General features: G+C 67.4%; 17 protein-coding genes. 14 read left to right on the forward strand and 3 right to left on the reverse strand.

Annotated features, from left to right (window positions below; genetic code table 11):
• Nucleotides 1-113: 113 nt before the first annotated feature.
• From NFL01S_RS00800 to NFL01S_RS00815, 4 genes are all read left to right on the forward strand, one after another.
• The gene (locus NFL01S_RS00800) at nucleotides 114-1,352 is read left to right on the forward strand and encodes an amidohydrolase family protein (protein ID WP_062971226.1); all 1,239 of its coding nucleotides are present in this window, start codon (nucleotides 114-116) and stop codon (nucleotides 1,350-1,352) included.
• Nucleotides 1,349-2,239 carry an amidohydrolase family protein gene (locus NFL01S_RS00805; RefSeq protein WP_062970448.1) on the forward strand — a complete coding sequence of 297 codons (891 nt, stop codon included), beginning with the start codon at nucleotides 1,349-1,351 and terminating at the stop codon, nucleotides 2,237-2,239. Before NFL01S_RS00800 ends, NFL01S_RS00805 begins: the two co-directional genes overlap by 4 nt.
• Nucleotides 2,240-2,245: 6 nt before the next feature.
• Nucleotides 2,246-4,459, forward strand: coding sequence for an acyl-CoA dehydrogenase family protein (locus NFL01S_RS00810; RefSeq protein WP_062970450.1), 2,214 nt, complete (start codon nucleotides 2,246-2,248; stop codon nucleotides 4,457-4,459).
• Nucleotides 4,460-4,521: 62 nt separating this feature from the next.
• Nucleotides 4,522-5,115 (forward strand): TetR family transcriptional regulator, encoded by a 594-nt coding sequence (locus NFL01S_RS00815; protein ID WP_062970453.1) that lies wholly within the window; start codon nucleotides 4,522-4,524, stop codon nucleotides 5,113-5,115.
• A 159-nt stretch (nucleotides 5,116-5,274) separates the two neighbouring features.
• Here the strand turns inward: NFL01S_RS00815 and NFL01S_RS00820 are convergent, their stop codons facing one another.
• Nucleotides 5,275-6,009, reverse strand: coding sequence for an IclR family transcriptional regulator (locus NFL01S_RS00820; protein WP_062970454.1), 735 nt, complete (start codon nucleotides 6,007-6,009; stop codon nucleotides 5,275-5,277).
• A gap of 104 nt (nucleotides 6,010-6,113) precedes the next feature.
• Between NFL01S_RS00820 and NFL01S_RS00825 the strand changes: the two genes are divergently transcribed.
• From NFL01S_RS00825 to casG, 5 genes are all read left to right on the forward strand, one after another.
• Nucleotides 6,114-7,319: an amidohydrolase family protein gene (locus NFL01S_RS00825; protein ID WP_062971228.1), complete on the forward strand. Its 1,206-nt coding sequence runs from the start codon at nucleotides 6,114-6,116 to the stop codon at nucleotides 7,317-7,319.
• Between the two features lie 10 nt (nucleotides 7,320-7,329).
• Entirely contained in the window at nucleotides 7,330-8,085 is a 756-nt protein-coding gene (locus NFL01S_RS00830; protein ID WP_062970455.1) for a class II aldolase/adducin family protein, read from the forward strand.
• Nucleotides 8,086-8,238: 153 nt separating this feature from the next.
• Nucleotides 8,239-9,387, forward strand: a complete 1,149-nt coding sequence (locus tag NFL01S_RS00835; RefSeq protein ID WP_062970457.1) for a steroid 3-ketoacyl-CoA thiolase — start codon at nucleotides 8,239-8,241, stop codon at nucleotides 9,385-9,387.
• Nucleotides 9,388-9,391: 4 nt separating this feature from the next.
• A complete protein-coding gene (locus tag NFL01S_RS00840; protein ID WP_062970459.1) occupies nucleotides 9,392-10,210 on the forward strand; it encodes an SDR family NAD(P)-dependent oxidoreductase in 819 nt (272 codons plus the stop codon).
• 61 nt (nucleotides 10,211-10,271) lie between these two features.
• Nucleotides 10,272-11,927 carry a steroid-24-oyl-CoA synthetase gene (gene casG / locus NFL01S_RS00845; RefSeq protein ID WP_062970461.1) on the forward strand — a complete coding sequence of 552 codons (1,656 nt, stop codon included), beginning with the start codon at nucleotides 10,272-10,274 and terminating at the stop codon, nucleotides 11,925-11,927.
• A 110-nt stretch (nucleotides 11,928-12,037) separates the two neighbouring features.
• Here casG and NFL01S_RS00850 read toward each other — a convergent pair whose 3' ends face one another.
• Entirely contained in the window at nucleotides 12,038-12,556 is a 519-nt protein-coding gene (locus NFL01S_RS00850; RefSeq protein WP_062970463.1) for a nuclear transport factor 2 family protein, read from the reverse strand.
• A 16-nt stretch (nucleotides 12,557-12,572) separates the two neighbouring features.
• On the reverse strand, nucleotides 12,573-13,469 hold the full coding sequence (locus tag NFL01S_RS00855) for a TIGR03619 family F420-dependent LLM class oxidoreductase (protein ID WP_062970465.1): 897 nt from the start codon (nucleotides 13,467-13,469) through the stop codon (nucleotides 12,573-12,575).
• A 137-nt stretch (nucleotides 13,470-13,606) separates the two neighbouring features.
• Here NFL01S_RS00855 and NFL01S_RS00860 point away from each other — a divergent pair, with 137 nt between their 5' ends.
• Genes NFL01S_RS00860 through NFL01S_RS00880 form a run of 5 tightly spaced genes read left to right on the forward strand, consistent with a single transcriptional unit; the run spans nucleotide 13,607 to nucleotide 18,396 of the window.
• Nucleotides 13,607-14,773 (forward strand): acyl-CoA dehydrogenase family protein, encoded by a 1,167-nt coding sequence (locus NFL01S_RS00860; protein WP_062970467.1) that lies wholly within the window; start codon nucleotides 13,607-13,609, stop codon nucleotides 14,771-14,773.
• On the forward strand, nucleotides 14,770-15,705 hold the full coding sequence (locus NFL01S_RS00865) for a bifunctional MaoC family dehydratase N-terminal/OB-fold nucleic acid binding domain-containing protein (protein ID WP_062970469.1): 936 nt from the start codon (nucleotides 14,770-14,772) through the stop codon (nucleotides 15,703-15,705). The genes NFL01S_RS00860 and NFL01S_RS00865 overlap by 4 nt, the downstream gene beginning before the upstream one ends.
• The gene (locus tag NFL01S_RS00870) at nucleotides 15,705-16,811 is read left to right on the forward strand and encodes an acyl-CoA dehydrogenase family protein (protein ID WP_062970471.1); all 1,107 of its coding nucleotides are present in this window, start codon (nucleotides 15,705-15,707) and stop codon (nucleotides 16,809-16,811) included. The genes NFL01S_RS00865 and NFL01S_RS00870 overlap by 1 nt, the downstream gene beginning before the upstream one ends.
• On the forward strand, nucleotides 16,808-17,221 hold the full coding sequence (locus NFL01S_RS00875; RefSeq protein ID WP_062970472.1) for a MaoC family dehydratase: 414 nt from the start codon (nucleotides 16,808-16,810) through the stop codon (nucleotides 17,219-17,221). The genes NFL01S_RS00870 and NFL01S_RS00875 overlap by 4 nt, the downstream gene beginning before the upstream one ends.
• Complete coding sequence (locus tag NFL01S_RS00880) at nucleotides 17,218-18,396, forward strand: lipid-transfer protein (RefSeq protein ID WP_062970474.1); 1,179 nt, start codon at nucleotides 17,218-17,220, stop codon at nucleotides 18,394-18,396. Before NFL01S_RS00875 ends, NFL01S_RS00880 begins: the two co-directional genes overlap by 4 nt.
• The last annotated feature ends 56 nt before the right edge of the window (nucleotides 18,397-18,452 follow it).

Raw genomic sequence — 18,452 nt, forward strand, 5'->3', positions numbered from 1 at the left:
GAACAGTATTCTCGAAATATAGCGAAATGTGGTGTATCTGCGGCGGTAAGCACGTATCGTCGAGTTCGTAAACTAGAACAGTGTTTCAATAGTGAGATGGGAAGAGGATGCCGATGTCTGCACATGCTGTCGAGTCCGGCGAGCGGTACACGCTGATCTCAGCCGACTGCCATGCGGGCGCCGACCACGCCACCTACCGCGAGTACCTCGATCCCCGGTGGCACGAGGAATTCGATGCTTGGCGCAACCGGTACCGCAACCCGTATCGGGATCTGCAGGACGACGGCCGCACCCGCAACTGGGACAGCGACCGCCGGATCAACGAACAGGCGACCGACGGTGTCGTCGCCGAAGTCATCTATCCGAACACTGTGCCGCCGTTTTTTCCCAGTGCGGCCGTGATGGCGGCGCCGCCGGACAGCGAGGATTTCGAACGCCGGCTCGCGGGTATCCGCGCGCACAACCGCTGGCTGGCCGACTGGTGCGCCGATGCCCCGGCACAGCGTGCCGGTGTCGGCCAGATCTTCCTCAACGATGTGGACCGCGCAGTCGAGGATGTGCATTGGATCAAGGAGAACGGTCTGCGCGGCGGCATTCTGATACCGAATGTGGCGCCCGATGTGAAATGGGTGAAACCGCTGTACGACCCGGTCTACGACCCGATCTGGCGGGCGTGCGAAGAGCTCGGTGTCCCGGTGAACAGCCACGCCGGTAACGGGTTGCCCGATTACGGGCGGTACAAGACGGCCGGGTTGCTCTACATCACCGAGGTCTCGTTCTACGCGCAGCGGCCCCTCGTGCAGTTCATTCTGTCCGGCGTTTTCGAACGTTTCCCGAACCTGAAGTTCGCGATGTCCGAACAAGGATGCGCATGGGCCCCGCGGTTGCTGCGTGAGCTCGACCTGATCGATTACCGCATCAAACGGTCGGGACGGATCGGTGAGCTCGTGTACGGCCGGGACGAACAGTTGCCGCTGCGTCCGAGCGAGTATTTCCGCCGTAACTGCTGGATCGGTGTGAGTATGCCGTCCGCGGAAGATATGGCGGCCCGTGAGGTGCTCGGTTCCGGAAAATTCATGTGGGGTAGCGACTATCCCCATTCGGAGGGGACCTACCCGTTCACCCGGGAATGCCTCCGCCAGGTGATGCACGACGTCGATCCCGGCGAGTTGCGGCAGATGCTCGCCTGCAACGCGGCCGATTTGTACGATTTCGATCTCGACGCCCTGGCACCGCTGGCCGGGCAGTACGGTCCGACCGTGGCGGAAGTGGCGCAGCCGCTGGTGGAACTGCCCGATGAGCCCAACGACGTGCTGTTGCGCGAGTCGTTCGCCGCGGCGGTGCACGTATGACCGGCGAGCAGGAGGCGCGCGGCGGTTTCCGGGCCGGTCTCCCGGTCATCGATACCCATATCGGTTTCCGTGAGTCCGGGGCGAACGAGTACGACTTCATCACCCGGCAGACGAAGGACCGCGAAAGCAAGGAGTCGTTCTCCTTTCCCGCCGAGTACATGTTCAAGGGTGTACCGCAGGATCTGCCGACCGATGATCCCGTGGAGGTGACGCTGCGGGAAATGGACCGCCACGGGATAACGATGGGAATGGTCAGTGTCGCCGGCGAGTCGGGGCGCCGGGCGGTGAAGCAGCACCCGCAGCGTTTCATACCGCAGGGCAGCGCCGTGGATCCCAATGACATCATGGGAACCCTGCGGCGGATGGAAGCCGAATTCGAGGAGTTCGGAATCCGCTCCGTGAGTTCTTTTGCCGCGGGTACGTTTCCGCAGGTCGCGCTCAATGCCCCGCAGATGTACCCGATCTACGCCAAATGTGTGGAACTGGATATCCCGATCTTTGCCTGCGCCGGGATCCCGGGTCCGCGGTTGCGGGCCGCGGTGCAGCATGTCGAACTCATCGACGATGTGATGTTCGATTTCCCGGACCTGGTGTTCGTGACCAGGCACGGATGCGAGCCCTGGCAGGATCTGGCCGTAAAACTGATGCTCAAATGGCCGAACCTGTACTATTCGACCTCCGCGTTCGCGCCGAAGCATTACCCGAAGGCGATTATCGATTACGCCAATACCCGCGGCGCGGACAAGATCATCTACGCCGGTTATTTCCCGGCGGGGCTGTCGCTGGAGCGGATCGCGAACGAGATGCCGGATGTGCCGTTCCGTGACGAGGTGTGGCCGAAGTTCTTGTCCGGGAACGCGCGCCGTGTTCTGAAGCTGGAAGGTTAGCCGCGGATGGTAACGAATTGCGTAGGCCTGACCACCGAACACACCGACCTGATGGCGGCGATATCCGCACTGGCCGCGCAGGCCGCGCCGACCATGCTGACCCGCGAACATTCCGACCTCTCCGCCCGCGGTGTACGCCCGCCGATCTGGGACAAACTGTGCCACCAGGGTATTTCCGCGATCCACCTTCCGGCCGAGTTCGGCGGTGGGGGAGCCGGAATCGTCGAGCTCGCCGTGGCGCTCGACGCGGCGGGGTACGGATTGATCCCGGGACCCCTGCTGCCCACCGTGACAGCCGGCGCGCTCGTGGACCGGCACGGCCCACCCGCGGCCCGGCACGATCTGCTCGCCCGGTTCGTCGACGGCGCCACCGGGGCCTGCGCTCTCGACGCGACGGGTCCGGTGGCCACGTCAGACGGCGGTGTCCTGCGGGTTTCGGGTCTCAGCGGCCCGATTCTCGGTGGTGTGGGCGCGGATATTCTCGTATTGGGTGCTGCTGGACCCGAAGGTCCGGTGTGGTTCGTTGTTCCGCCGGATTCGCCGGGTATCACCCGGGAGCAGATGCCGGGTGTGGACCTCACCCGCGACCTCGGCCGGGTCGAGCTGGACGGCCTGGTGGTACCGGACGAGCATGTCCTGTCCTGCTCCACCCAGGGTGTCCGCAGCCTGGCCGCCGTCCTGTTCAGCGCCGAAGCTGTCGGCCTGGCTCGCTGGTGCCTGGACACGGCCGTGGCGTACGCGAAGGTGCGGGAACAATTCGGCCGGCCGATCGGATCGTTCCAGGCCGTCAAACACAAATGCGCCCAGCTGTTCCTGCGGGTGGAACTACTGGCCGCTGCGGCGTGGGACGGCGCGTGCGCGGCCGACGAGGACGGACCGGACGGGCCGCAGAGCGCGCTCGCCGCGGCGCGGGCCGCCGTGCAATGCCTGCCCGAGGCCGCCGGTATCGCCTTGGATGCGCTCACCGTGCTGGGCGGTATCGGTAATACCTGGGACCATGACCTGCACCTGTACTGGCGGCGTGCCACCGGCCTGTTCACCCTGCTCGGCCCGCACCGGGACTGGTCGCGTCGCGCGGGTGAGCTCGCCCTGGTCACCCAGCGGGCACCGGCTGTGGGGGTCGAGGATCGACCCGAGTTGCGGGCGGAGGTCGCGGCAGCGATCGCGGAAGCGGCGGGGCCGGATATCACCGACGAGAAGGCTGCGCGCCGGATCCTGGCCGGCCACGGCCTGGTGGCACCGCATTACCCGCCGCCTTACGGGCGCGCCGCCGACGCCACCGCCCAGGTGATCATCGCCGAGGAGTTCCGGCGGGCCGGGATGGCGCAACCCACCACGGTGATCGGGGAGTGGGCGCTGCCCACGATCCTGCAGCACGGCACCGATGCCCAGCGGGAACGGCTGGTGGGACCGACACTGCGTGGTGAGATCGAATGGTGCCAGCTGTTCAGCGAGCCGGGCGCCGGATCGGATCTCGCGGCCGTGCGGACCTTCGCGGAAAAGGTCGGCGGCGGCTGGTGTCTCAACGGCCAGAAGGTGTGGACCTCGCATGCCCGGGAGGCGCACTGGGCGGTCTGCCTCGCCCGTACCGACCGCAGCGCCGCGAAGCGGGCGGGGATCAGCTACTTCCTGGTCGATATGAGCACACCGGGTATCGAGGTGCGGCCGTTGCGGGAAGCCAACGGCGAGTCGATGTTCAACGAGGTGTTCCTCGACGACGTTTTCGTACCGGACGATTGCCTGGTCGGCGCGCCCGGGGACGGCTGGCGGCTGGCGCGCACCACATTGGGCAACGAACGGATCGCGATGGGTTCCGGTGCGGTGGGCGCCCGGATCCGGCTCGATCCGGTCGCCGCGGTGGCGGCGCTTCCGGCCGGGGAGCGGGCCGCCGCGTTGCCGGCGCTCGGCACGGTGACGGCGACCTCGGGGGCGCTGGAAGCGCTCGGCCGCCGCGCTCTGCGTAAACGGCTCTCCGGCCTGGAACCCGGCGCGGAAGGCAATGTCCTGAAATACCTGTCGGCGCAACATCAGGTCGAACTGTCCCGGACCATGATCGAATGGGCCGGTCCCGCCGCGGCGCAGGAGTCCGGGGAGGCCGGACGCACGCTCGCGGCGTATCTTTCGACACCGGCAATGCTGATCGGCGGCGGTACCGCGGAGATCCAGCTCAACGTCATCGGTGAGCGCATCCTCGGGTTGCCGCGGGAGCGGACGCAGTGAGGGCGGGTGCCACCCGTCCGGCTAGTATCACCACCGTGACCTCCCGTGGGGCCGAGTTGCCGATGACCACCGAATCGATGACTGCGGGCCAGTTGGGGCGCCGCAGCCGGTTGGCCGAGACGGTGATCGAGATGCTGCACGAGATGGAGCCCGATCGTATTCAGATGCGGGAGGTCTCCGAACGTTCCGGGGTCGCGCTGGGCACCCTGTACCGCTATTTTCCCACCAAACAGCAGCTGCTGGCGGCGGCGATGCTCGGCTGGAACAACCGGCTGTCGGAGAAACTGAAAGCCGAACGCCGCGCGCCCGGTCCGAAGGACGACAGCAGTATCTGCGAACGTGTGCTGGGGCTGTACCGGCGGGAGATGCGGGCGTTCCAGCGGGGCCCGCATTTCGCCCGTCTGGAGATCGAATTGTTCTCGTCCACGGACGAATACGTGATCGAGACCCTGGATCAGCGCGCCGCCGCCAACCGTGGCGCGCTGTTCGATCTCCTGGAGGGGGTGCCGCCGGAAACGGCTCGGGTGGCCTCGCTGGCCATCGGCGGCACCATGTTCACCGCACTCACTTCGTGGACGTCGGGGCGGATCAGTTTCGCGGAGGCGCTACGCAATGTGGAGGACGTGATCCGTCTCGTCCTCGCGGACTATGCCTGACCGCGTGGCCGATAACCGGGGTCGTCCTTCTCGGGCGTCGACGGTCTGCGGTGGCTGCCGTCGCGCTGCGCCACTGTTGTTCGCAGCGCGACGTCGCACGTAGTCTGCCCCTCCGGCATCGAAGATCGCGGGCCGGGGGGTCATCGAGGCCGGGCGCCGCTACTCGCCGGTGGAGCCGCTCAACCGGCGAGCGGCATCCCGGACGAGTTCCCCGGTCCGCGCGTACCGGTCGGGAGTGAGCCGGGTATCGGGCGCGCTGACGACGATCGCGCCCTGGGGTGCTCCGCCGATATCGAAGATCGCCGCGCCGATGCTGGTCGAGCCGTGCTGGACCGCGCCCTCGCACAGCGACCATCCGCGCGTGCGGATCCGGTCGTATTCGGTGGCGGAGGGTAGCGCGTCGGCCGATTCGGCGCGGTCGATGCGTTCGGCCGGGCGGAGGTGCGCGAAGATCGCGCGTCCGGCGGCGCTCGTCTCCGGCGGGTGAACCTGGCCGATCGGCAGGGCGGTTCGCACCGTATGGGTACCGTCCGCGACGGTCGCGACGACGATCTTCCCGCCTTCCAGGAGCGCGAGGTGAGTGGTCTCTCCGGTGGTATCGCGCAGGGCGGCCAGTACGGGACGCGCGCGAGCGAGTAGCGAGGACGTGCTGTGTGCTTGTCCTGCCATCGTGACGATTTTCGCCGAGAGTTCCCATCGCGGTGGGGAATCGGGAAGCGGCCGGATCCATCCGGCTTCGTGGAGGGTCGCCAGGACGCGCTGCATCGCGCTCTTGTCCTCCCCGAGTGTCCGGCAGAGCTCGGTCAGCCCGGCGGGCTGATCCGCGGCGATCGCTTCGACCACCTGCAGGCCGCGCAGCAGTCCGCTCAGAGTCTTGACCGGAATATGGATCACCCCTACCTTGGTATCAATAAGAAATACGACCGTATCGCATAGAGATACTTGAGTCAAGATGTGCGCCGTTTCCGGTAGCGCACCGCTGTGTGGAGGAGAACGTCGTGAAAGCACCGCAGCAGCAACTCGATCCCGAATTGTTCGATCCGGAACCCGAGCCGGCGGACGTCCGCTACACCGTGATCTCGGTCGACGATCATGTGGTCGAACCGCCGCACCTGTTCGACACCTGGATGCCGGCTGCGTTGCGGGAGCGCGGTCCACAGATCCGGGAGACCGCGGAAGGCGCGCAGATCTGGGAGTTCGAAGGGAAGACCTATTCCCAGGTGGGCATGAACGCGGTGGCGGGGCGGCGCTCGGAATCGGTGAAGTACGAGCCGTTCCGCTTCGAGCAGATGCGCCCCGGCTGCTACGACATCGATGCCCGGGTCAAGGATATGGATCTCGGCGGAATCTGGGCGATGCTCAATTTCCCGTCCCAGATCACCGGTTTCTGCGGCCGGGTGTTCGCCTTCGCCGCCGACCGCGAAGTCGGCAAGGCGGCGGTGCGGGCCTGGAACGACTGGCTCTACAACGAGTGGTATCTGGCCTATCCGTCACGCGTGATCCCCGGCGGTATCACCTACCTGGGCGATCCAATGGAGGCCGTCGCCGAGATCGAGCGCAATGCCGCCCGTGGATTCACCTCGGTCACCCTCCCCGAACGACCCCATGCGATCGGGCTGCCGTCGCTGTGGGAGCGCGAATACTGGGATCCGATCATCCGGGCCTGTGTCGAAACGGAGACGGTGATCTCCTTGCATGTGGGCAGTTCGGGAATGTACTCCTACCCGCAGGGCGCGCCCGGCCTCCAACTGGGCGCCACGATGTTCGGCCAGCTCTCGCTCGGGGCATGTAGCGAATGGTTGTGGTCGGGATATCCGAAGGACAATCCGACGCTGAAAATCGCGATGAGCGAAGGTGGTATCGGCTGGGTGCCGATGCTGATCGACCGGTTGAACAACATCATCGATCGTTCCGGCTACGGCCTGGGCTGGGACGAGCGCCCGGCCGATATCCTGCGCCGCAACTTCTGGTTCTGCACGCTCGACGATCCGTCCACGATCGCCCTGCGCGAGGTGATCGGTGTCGACCACATCATGCTCGAAACCGACTACCCGCACGGTGACGGCACATGGCCACATACCCAGGACGTGATCGGACAGTACTGGGCCGGGATCCCGGCGCCCGAGCTCCGCAAGATGTGTAGCGAGAACGCGGCACAGCTCTACCGCCATCCGCTGCCCGATATCGTGCTGCCGCGGGACTGAGGAGGTCCGGATGGTTTTCCGGCCGAGCGCCGACCGGCTCGTTCCCGAGCTCACACCGGCCGAGGAGATAGTGCTGCTGGCGCGCGCCCTGTGGCGCGAGGGTTATCGCGACCACCTGGCCGGCCATATCACCCGCAATATGGGTGACGGCACGCTGCTGTGCAATCCGTGGCTGCTGACCTGGGAGGAGTTCGGCCCCGGCGACGTTCTCCGTATCGGCCTCGACGGGACCTTGCTCGAAGGGGACTGGCCGGTGCCGCTGGGTATTCCCTTGCATCTCGCTCTGCATCACGCGCGCCCGGATGTGCAGTTCGCGGTGCACAACCACTCCGAATTCGGGACCGTCTGGGGCGATCTCGCGGAAGTGCCCCCGGCCTACGATCAGAGCTCGAGCCTCGGCGGCGGAGAGCTGGTACTGGTCGACGAATACGCGGGTGCCGTGAACAGCGCGCAGGCCGCGACCGCGGCGATCTCGGCGGTGGGCGATGCCGATCTCGCGCTGCTGGGCGGGCACGGTGTCCTGGTGATCGGTAGTACCGCGCGGGCGGTGTTCTTGCGGGCGGTCGCGCTGGAGCAGCGAGCGAAGAACGCGTGGATGGTGCGGGCGGCGCGCGGGCCGGAGAAGTCCGCACTGCCCGATTGGTGGATCGACCGGCAACGCCGCAGTGACGGGAACGGGTTCCACGGATTCTGGGAGGCCGCGGTCCGGGCGGAACTGCGTGAGGACCCGGAGCTGGAACAGCAGATTCTGTCGTTACAGGAGTAAGCGTTCGGTCTGGTGGCCTGTTCACGGCGGATCGGCGGAGATCTTGCGCCAACCAACTACCAAACAAGTGCTTGGTTGGATAGAATTGTGTTTCAGCAGTCCTTATCGATCGAAAAGGGCAGCACCTTCGGTTTTCGGTCAAGGAGGACTCCCATGGGCAATCCGGTTATCGTCGACACCGCGCGTTCACCTATCGGCCGCCGCGGCGGATGGTTGTCGGGGCTGCACGCCGCCGAACTGCTCGGGACGGTGCAGAAAGGCATCCTGGACCGGCTGGCGCTGGACCCCGCGCTGATCGAACAGGTCGTCGGCGGCTGCGTCACCCAAGCCGGTGAGCAGTCGGCGAATATCACCCGGACCGCATGGTTGTATTCGGGACTGCCCGAACGCACCGGCGCCACGACCATCGACGCCCAGTGCGGGTCCGGTCAGCAGTCGGTGAACATCGTGGCGGCCCAGATCGCCGCCGGAGTGATCGATGCGGGCCTGGCATGCGGCGTCGAGGCGATGTCGCGGGTGCCGCTGTTGTCGAACATCCCCGATAATGTCGGCCGGCCCCGTCCCGACGATTGGGCGCTGGATCTGCCCACGCAGTTCGTCGGCGCCGACCGGATCGCGCAGCGCCGTGGTTTCACCCGCGCCGATCTCGACGAATTCGGGCTGCGCTCCCAGCAGCGCGCCGCGCGGGCGTGGCAGGAGGGCCGGTTCGACCGGCAGATCATTCCCGTCGAGGTACCGGGCCGCGACGGGGCCGAACCCAGCACGGTATCCCGCGACCAAGGGTTACGGGACACCTCCCTGGAGGCGCTCGCGGCGCTCGCGCCCGTTCTGGAAGGTGGCCTGCACACCGCCGGGACGGCATCGCAGATCTCCGACGGCGCGGCGGCCGCCGTACTCATGGACGAAGACCTCGCGCGTTCGCTGGGATTGCGGCCGCGTGCCCGCATCGTCCGGCAGTGCCTGCTCGGCAGTGAAGTTCCCTATCTGCTCGACGGCCCGGTCCTGGCGATCGAACATCTGCTGGCGCGCACCGGGATGTCACTCGGTGATATCGACGTCGTAGAGGTCAACGAGGCATTCGCGGCGGTCGCCCTGTCCGCGGCGCGTACACACGGGATCGACGAGGATCTACTGAACGTCAACGGCGGGGCCATTGCCCTGGGACATCCGGTGGGCTCCTCGGGGGTCCGGCTGGTCGGGGCGGCGATCGACGAACTCGAACGCCGCGACGGCGGGTATGCGCTGGTCGCGGTCTGCGCGGGTGGCGCGATGGTCTCCGGTGCCATCATCGAAAGGATCTGACGCCATGCACCTCACCGGGTTCGACGGCAAGGTCGCCGTGGTCACCGGCGCCGGCCGGAAGCGATCCATCGGCCGGGAGACCGCGCTGGCGCTGGCCCGCGCCGGATGCGATGTGGTCGTCACCGGCACCGGACGCACTCCGGACCGGTACACCGAGGAGGAACGCGCCGGCGGCTGGCGCGATATCGACTCGGTCGCCGACGAGATCCGCGCACTGGGGTGCCGCGCTGCCGCCGTGGTCTGCGATATCGCCGACGAACAGGCAGTGGACACACTGGTTCGTCAGGTGCAGGACGAATACGGCCGCGTGGATATCGTCGTGAACAATGCCGCCGCCGCGCGTGCCGGGGACCGGGTTCCGGTGCTCGACCTTCCTACCGAGGCATGGGATGCGGTGATGCGGGTCAACCTGCGCGGCACCTTCCTGGTGAGTCGTGCGTCCGCCCGCGCCATGGTCGAGCAGGGTGCGGGCGGCAGTATCGTCAATATTTCGTCGATCGCCGGGAAACTCGGAGGCGCGAACACCGCCGCCTACGCCGCGTCCAAGGCCGGTGTGCAGGCGTTGACCTCGTCGATGGCGAAAGAGCTGGGTCCCGCCGGGATCCGGGTGAACGCGGTCTGCCCCGGGGTGACCGGGACCAGCCGCCTCGACGACCTGTCGGCGGAAGCGTGGCAGCGCTATGTCGAAGCGAATCTGCCGCTGCGGCGGGCCGGGGACGCGCGTGAAGTCGCCTGGGCGGTGGTATTTCTCGCCAGCGAACAAGCCGGCTGGGTCACCGGCCAATCCTGGAATATCGACGGTGGTCAGTTGACCGTTCGCTGACCGATCCGCCGTAGTACGTTCACCGCCCCGCGTGCGGTTTCCGAGGAAAGGGATCTTGCCCATGTCCGATCGATCGACACCAGACCCCCGCGCGGCCGTCATTGCCCGCCTCACCGCACCCGGCGCAGACCTCGAAATCGGCCAGGAGCCGGTCCGGGGAATTCCGATGCCGGTGTTCCGGAACCGCAAGCGCGCCCTGCCGCAGCTGCTGATCGAATCGGCCCGCTACGGCGACAGCGAATATCTCATCTGTGGTGAAACCCGTTGGAGCTTCGCCGAACATCTGGACCGCGTGGCATCCCTGAGCGAGGCCCTGCGCACCACCTACGGGATAGGCAAGGGCGACCGGGTGGCGATCCTCGCCGCCAACTGCGCCGAATGGATCCTCGCATTCTGGGCGACGACTTCGCTCGGCGCCATCACCGTCGGAATGAATTCGATGTGGTCGTCACGCGAAATCGCCTACGGGATCGAGCATTGCACCCCGAAGCTCGTCGTCGCCGACGAGGCCCGCCGGGCCCTGCTGGGCGAGGTCGAAGCTCCTGCCCTCTCGGTCGAGGCGGATATTCCGCGGCTGGCCACGGCCGCGCCCGGTACGCCGCTACCCGGCACCGAGATCGACGAGGACGATCCGGCGGTCATCCTCTACACCAGCGGCACCACCGGCCGCCCCAAGGGCGCCGTGCATTCGCATCGGAACATGATCGCCGCGGTCGACTTCTACCGGTACAACGATGCCGTCGCCACCGAAATGGGCAGCCCCCCGGGCGCCCGGCGGTTCCTGCTCGCCACGCCGCTGTTCCATATCGCGGCGTTGCACAATCTCGCCGTCCCGCGGCTCGCCTTCGGCGATACCGCGGTGATCCACACCGGCCGCTTCGATATCGACCGGGTGCTGCGGCTCGTCGCCACCGAACGCGTCACGAACTGGGGTGCGGTGCCGACCATGTTGCACCGGCTGCTGGAACACGGCGACCTGTCGGGCTACGACCTGTCGTCGCTGCGGACGATCTCGGTGAACAGCGCGCCCTCGTCCGCGTCGTTCAAAGAACGGCTCCGGACCGTACTCCCGGTCGCCGCGAAGTCGCTGGGAACCAGTTACGGGCTCACCGAATCCTCCACGGCAGCGACCTTCGCGACCGCCGCCGACCTGCAGGCCCGCCCCGAAACCGTCGGCACCCCGGTGCCGACGATGAGTGTGCAGATCCGCGACGAACACGGCGCGCCGGTGCCCGACGGGACCGAAGGCGAGATCTGCCTGCGCGGCCCGCTGGTGATGCTCGGCTATTGGAACAACCCGGAGGCCACCGCAGCCACGATCGCCGCCGACGGCTGGATGCACACCGGCGATCTGGGCACGATGAACGACGGATACCTCTGGGTGAGCAGCCGCCGATCCGATCTCATCCTGCGCGGCGGCGAGAACGTGTATCCGATCGAGGTCGAGAACGCGTTGAGCGAACACCCCGCGGTACGGGAATGCGCGGTGCTCGGCGTCGCGCACGCGGACCTCGGTCAGGAAGTGTGCGCGGTGGTGGTCACGGGCGACGCGGAGGCGGTGGATGCCGCTGAACTGGGCGCGTTCGTCGCCGAGCGGATCGCACGCTACAAGGTGCCCACGCGGTGGGAGATCACGACCGAACCGCTGCCCCGCAACGCCACCGGCAAGGTCAAGCGACTCGACGTGATCCAGGCATACGCGGGGGGCGGCGACTGAACGAAAACGCGCACGGCCGAGGCGGCGTATCGGCTTCTCGCGCGCAGCACGACCCGAGTGCGGACGGCTACGGTCCGGGCCGCCTGCACTCGGGTCCACGTGCTCCGCACTCAGTGAGGCGCAGAGCCCTCGCCCATCCGTGCGCGCAGCAGGTTCAGCGGATCCGACGTATCGCGGCGGCCGCGGGGGCCGCGACCTTCGGGAGCGATGAGCCGGCCGGCATCGGAGCGGGTCCATTCGCGGACCGCCCACCGTTCGGCGATGGCCCATCTGCCGTCGCGCAACTCCATTAGGTCGACATAGCGGCAGCCGCTCGTGAAATCGTCCCGCCCGGGCGCGCCCCAATGGGCCGCCGTGGAATACGATTCGCTGATCGCGAGGTTGCCGTGCAGTTCCACCAAGTGGTTGCCGATGTGATGCATGGTGCCGCCGAGCGCACGTAGTTTCGGGCGCACCCATTCGATGAACTCGTCCACCGTGCCGTCGAATCCGGTGTGGTGGTCGATGCCGTCGCGATGGTATGCGCCGCGCACCAAATCGAAGTCGAGCCGGTCGATACCGCGGCAATAGCGCAGCACCACCTCATAGATGGCCTGTTTGTGCAGTAGTTCCTGCAATGCGTCGGTCACCGAGGTACTCCTTCTGTCAGTCGTGCCCGAGCCCGATCATCCAGTCGAGAAGTTCGGGCAGCCGATCGGCTTCCCTGCCGAACGCGGTCGGTCGGAAGACGACGGCCGTGGCCCCGTGACGCCGGAACTGCTGTGCGGCCCGCGCGGTGGCGTCCAGATCGACGCTGCCGTCCGAGCGACGCACCGGCGTGAGGGACACCTGGATACGGAGCGTGCCGGGATCGCGGCCCTGTGCGGCGAACCTGTCACGCAGCAGTGCGACACTGCCGGTGAACCCGGGCAGGTCGGTGGGGTTGACCGACCAGCCGTCGGCGACGCGGGCGATACGGTCGAAGTTACGGGGGCTCGGACCGAGACCGAACAGGATCGGAATCCGGTCCTGCACCGGGAACGGCAGGCTGTGGAAGTTCTCGAAAGCGAAATCCCGTCCGGTGAACTGCGCCGGCGCCCGGGTCCACAGTTCCCGGCAGGCGCGCACGGTGTCCTCCATCCGCCCGAACCGGGCGTCGAACGGCATACCGGTGGCGGTGTACTCCGCTTCCTGCCAGCCCACACCGAAACCCATGGTGACCCGTCCGCGGGAGAGGCGGTCGAGGGTCGCGATCTGTTTGGCGAGCAGGGCGGCGGGCCGGACGGTGGCGATCAGCACCGATACGCCCAGCTGTGCGCGTTCGGTGACGGCGGCGACGGCCGACAGCAGGGAGATCGGTTCGTACCACGGGTGGTCGAGCGGGAACGGGAAGTTGTTGTCCCGCATGCGTTGTGCGTGGGCGTCCGCGGCGAAACCGAGATGGTCGCCGGTGGAGATCAGATCGATTCCGCGTCGATCCGCTTCGGCCGCCAGATCGGGGACAGCACTGATATCGCCGCCGAACAGCGCTTCGGCGCCGAGAATGTTGAGCCCGATTTCCATGGCCTCATCTCAGCCCGGCCGGACACGGAAGGGAACCGGTCTTTCCGTTGGGTGAGACCTCGGCAGACCCGCAACCGGTTCGCGGATTAGCGTCCGGACCACGTCGCGACAGCCGTGCACGGCATAGGAGAACCACGATGGATTTGCGGGAGTCACCCGAGCACCAGGAGCTCAGGCGGGAATTGCGTGCCTATTTCGCGAAGCTGCTGCCCGAGGACGAACGCCGCGCTGCCGGTGAACAGGGTGTAGGCGGCGACCGGTTCCGCGAGATCGTCGGGATGCTCGGCGCGGACGGCTGGCTGGGCATCGGCTGGCCGGTGGAGTTCGGTGGTCAGGGCCGCTCCATCGAGGAGCAGTTCGTCTTCTTCGACGAGGTCCAGCGTGCCGGGCTGCCCTTCCCGTTCGTCACCGTCAACACGGTGGGCCCGACCCTGCAGAAATACGGCACCGAGGAACAGAAGGCGAAGTATCTGCCCGGAATCCTGGCCGGCGATATCGTCTTCGCCATCGGCTACACCGAACCCGGTGCCGGTACCGATCTGGCGTCGCTGGAAACCCGCGCCGTGCGTGACGGCGACGACTGGGTGGTGGACGGCAACAAGATCTTCACCTCCGGCGCGAATACCGCCGACTACGTCTGGCTGGCGTGTCGCACCGATCCGGAAGCCCCGAAACACCGAGGCATCTCGATTCTCATCGTGCCGACCGACGCACCCGGATTCTCCTGGTCACCGATCCATACCGTCGGCGGTCTGACCGTCACCTCCACCTACTACTCCGGTATCCGCGTCGGCGCAGACGCCGTGGTGGGTGAGCCGAACGGCGGATGGCGGCTGATCACCGCGCAGCTCAACCACGAACGTATCGGGCTGGCCGCACTGGGTGGGCGTACCGAAGGCCTGTGGCATCAGGTCCTGGACTGGGCCCGCGATACGGGTGCCATCGACATACCGTGGGTGCGGCAGGAATTCGCGCGTACCCACGCGAAGCTGGTGGCGATGCGGTTGATGAACTGGAAGATGACCGCCGCCGTCGCAGCCGACACCCTCTCCGGTGCGGACGCGGGGGCCACGAAGGTGTTCGGCACCGAAACCCATATCGACGTCTACCGGACACTGCTCGGCATCCTCGGCGCCGCCGGCCGGATCCGCCCCGGAAGCCCGGGCGCCGTACTGGCCGGGCAGATCGAGCAGATCTCCCGGCAAGGGGTGGTCAACACCTTCGGCGGCGGGGTCAACGAGGTGCTGCGCGATATGGTCGCCACCCTGGGATTGGGGACCGTCAAGGCGGGCCGCGGCCGATGAACGTACTCGACACCCTGAACACACTGGTCGGCCGCGAACTGCAACCCACCACCTGGGCGCCGGACCCGGTGAACACCGCCATGATCCGGCATTGGGTCGAAGCCATGGGCGATACCAACCCGATCTACCTCGACGACGACGCCGCCCGCGCCAGCGGCCGCGACGGTCTCATCGCACCACCCACGATGGTGCAGGCGTGGACGATGCGGGGATACGCGGCGACCGCCGCCGGCGGCAGTGTCTCCGAGGTCGCCACTCAGCTGCTGGACACCCTGGCCGGGGCCGGGTTCACCTCGGTGGTCGCCACCGACTCCGAACAGGAGTATTTCGCCGAGCTGCGTCCCGGCACCCGGATCAATGTCACGGAAGTGATCGAATCGATCTCCCCGGAGAAGAACACCGCGCTCGGGCCCGGGCATTTCGTGACAACCGTCAAAACGTACCGGGACGCCGACGGCACGGTCGTCGCCACTCAGCGGTGGCGGATCCTGCGGTTCCGGCCCGCGGCGAAGGAAACGCCCCGCGCGCTACGACCACGCCCGGCGATCAACCAGGACAATGCCTTCTGGTTCGCCGCGGCCGAGGACCATCGCCTGGTGATCCAGCGCTGCGTGTCCTGCGGGACACTGCGGCACCCGACCGGACCGATGTGCGGGCACTGCCGGTCACTGGACTGGGACACCGTCGACGCCTGCGGCCGCGGCATCGTCTACAGCTTCGTGGTCAACCACCATCCGCGGCTCGACGCCTTCGACTACCCGCTGATCGTCGCGGTCGTCGAACTCGAGGAGGGCACCCGGCTCGTCGCGAACATGGTCGGTGCCGAACCCAGCGACATGCGGGTCGATATGCCGGTGGAACTGGACTGGATCGACGCCGACCCGGAGCTGACGCTGCCCGCGTTCCGTCCGGTCATACGCGAGGAGAACTGATGGATTTCGCCTTCACCGAGGAGCAGACCGCGATCCGCGACCTGGCCACCGATATCTTCACCGGCAAGTCGGGCCCGGAGCGGATCCGGGCCGTCGAAGCGTCCGCGGAACGGATCGACCGGGACCTGTGGCGCGAGCTCGCCCGCGCCGGATTGCTGGGGATCGCGCTCCCCGCCGAATCCGGCGGGGGCGGGCTCGGTTTCACCGAACTCTGTGTACTGCTCGAACAGCAGGGCCGCAGCGTGGCCCCCGTTCCGCTGTGGGAGACCGCGCTCGCTGCGGCCGCCATCGCCGAATTCGGCACCCCGGAGCAGCAGCGCAACTATGTGGCGCCGGCGGCGGCCGGCGAGCTGTTCCTCAGCGTCGGGCTGGAGGAGTTCGGCCCGGCCGACCCGGCGGCACCCGCGACGTCGGCGCACCGATCCAGCGCCGGAACATGGGTCTTGACCGGCGCGAAAGCAGTGGTCCCGGTGGCGCATATCGCGACCCGGGTGGTCGTCTCGGCCACGACAACGACCGGCACCGGACTGTTCCTGGTCGACCCCACCGGCGCCGGCGTCCGGGCCGAGACCAACGAAACCACGACGCGCGCGCTCGCGGCGAACCTCACCTTCGACAACGCCCCGGCCGAACACCTCGCCGACGGAGATTCCGTGCAGTGGCTGGTCTCCCGCGCCGAAATCGCACTGGCGGCACTACAGGCCGGCGTGGGTGCCGCCGCGACAGCGCAGGCGGTGACCTATCTCAACGAGCGTCGCCAGTTCGGGCGCCCACTGTCGACCTTCCAGGCCGTGAGTCATCAACTGGCCGACTGCTATATCGACCTCGAGGCGATGCAGGTCACGCTGTGGCAGGCGGCATGGCTGCTCGGTAACGGCGACGACCCGGGCACAGCGGTGCTGGTGGCCAAATGGTGGGCCACCGACGGTGGGCAACGCGTGGTACATCGCGTCCAGCATGTGCACGGCGGGATCGGGGTGGATATCGACTACCCCGTGCACCGGTACCTGCTGTGGGGTAAGCAGATCGCCGCAACCCTCGGGGCCGCGAGCGCCGACCTCGCCCGCCTCGGCGACCTGCTCGCCCGCCCGGAGGTGGCGGTATGAGCGCGGCGGCGGATATCACGGTCGGCGCGGTTCTGCCGGAACTCGCCATTCCTCTCACCCGCACTCTGATCGTATCGACGGCCATCGCGAGCCGCGACTACCAGGACGTCCACCACGACCCGGACCTGGCGGTCGAACGCGGCTCCAAGGATGTATTCATGAACATCCTCACCACCAACGGACTGGTGGGCCGCTACGTCACCGATTGGGCGGGGCCGCGGGCCTCGTTGCGTAAGGTCGCCATCCGGCTCGGCGCCCCCAACTATCCGGGCGACACGATGACCCTCAGCGGCGAGGTGACCCATATCGCCGACGGCGTGGTGTCGGTGCAGGTCCGCGGCGCCAACAGCCTGGGCGACCATGTCCGCGGCCTCGTCACCGTCGCTTTCATGGAAGGGAATGGGCGATGACAGCAGGCACACTGTCCGGCGCGGCCGCCATCGTCGGTATCGGCGCGACCGAGTTCTCCAAGAACTCCGGCCGCAGTGAGCTACAACTGGCCTGCGAAGCGATTGTCGCGGCGCTCGCCGACGCCGGGATCGACCCTTCGGAAGTGGACGGCCTGGCCACCTACACCGCCGAAACGAACGGTGAAGTACTCGTCGCCCGCAACTGCGGGCTGGGGGAGCTGAAATTCTTCTCCCGCGTCGGCTACGGCGGCGGCGCCGCCTGCGCGACCGTGCAGCAGGCGGCGATGGCCGTGGCCACCGGGGTCGCGGACGTCGTCGTCTGCTACCGGGCGTTCAACGAACGTTCCGGAGTCCGCTACGGTCTGGGGCAGCACGACCGGCCGATGGACAGCACCGCCGACCGGGCGGCATATGCGTGGCTGACCCCGCAGGGCCTGTCCACTCCCGCCCAGTGGGTGGCGATGTTCGCTCGGCGGTATATGCATCAGTACGCCGCCACCAGCGAAGATTTCGGCCGGGTCGCCGTGGCGGCCCGCGCATTCGCCGCGAACAACCCGAACGCGTGGTTCTACCGGCGGCCGATCACGCTCGCCGATCACCAGAATTCCCGCTGGATCGCCGAACCACTGCATCTTCTGGACTGCTGCCAGGAAACCGACGGCGGACAAGCCCTCGTCGTCGTTTCCGCCGACCGCGCCCGCACCCTCACCCACACACCGGCGCTGATCAAGGGCGCCGCGCAGGGCAGCGGTAAGGACCAGCACATGATGACGAGCTACTACCGGCCCGATATCACGCGCATTCCCGAAATAGGGCTGGTCGGCCGGCAACTGTACGGCCAGAGCGGCCTGCAACCCGCCGATATCGACGCCGCGATTCTCTACGACCATTTCACGCCGCTGGTGCTCCCGCAGCTCGAAGAACTCGGGTTCTGCGCACCCGGGGAGGCGAAGGATTTCATCGCCGACGGCAACCTCGAACTCGGCGGCCGGCTGCCTACCAACACCCACGGCGGTCAGGTCGGGGAGGCCTATCTGCACGGCGTCAACGGGATCGCGGAGGCCGTGCGTCTGCTGCGTGGTACATCGGCGAACCAGCCGGCCGGTGTGGAGAATGTCCTGGTCACTGCCGGAACCGCGGTGCCCACGAGTGGTCTGGTGCTCGGTGTTGCGTGAGGGTCGTGCGCGGCCGTCGCAGCCCCCGCCCGTTCCCACTCGCCGAGAGACGCCGG

The sequence above is a fragment of the Nocardia flavorosea NBRC 108225 genome (genome assembly GCF_001613385.1).
GTDB lineage: Bacteria > Actinomycetota > Actinomycetes > Mycobacteriales > Mycobacteriaceae > Nocardia > Nocardia flavorosea.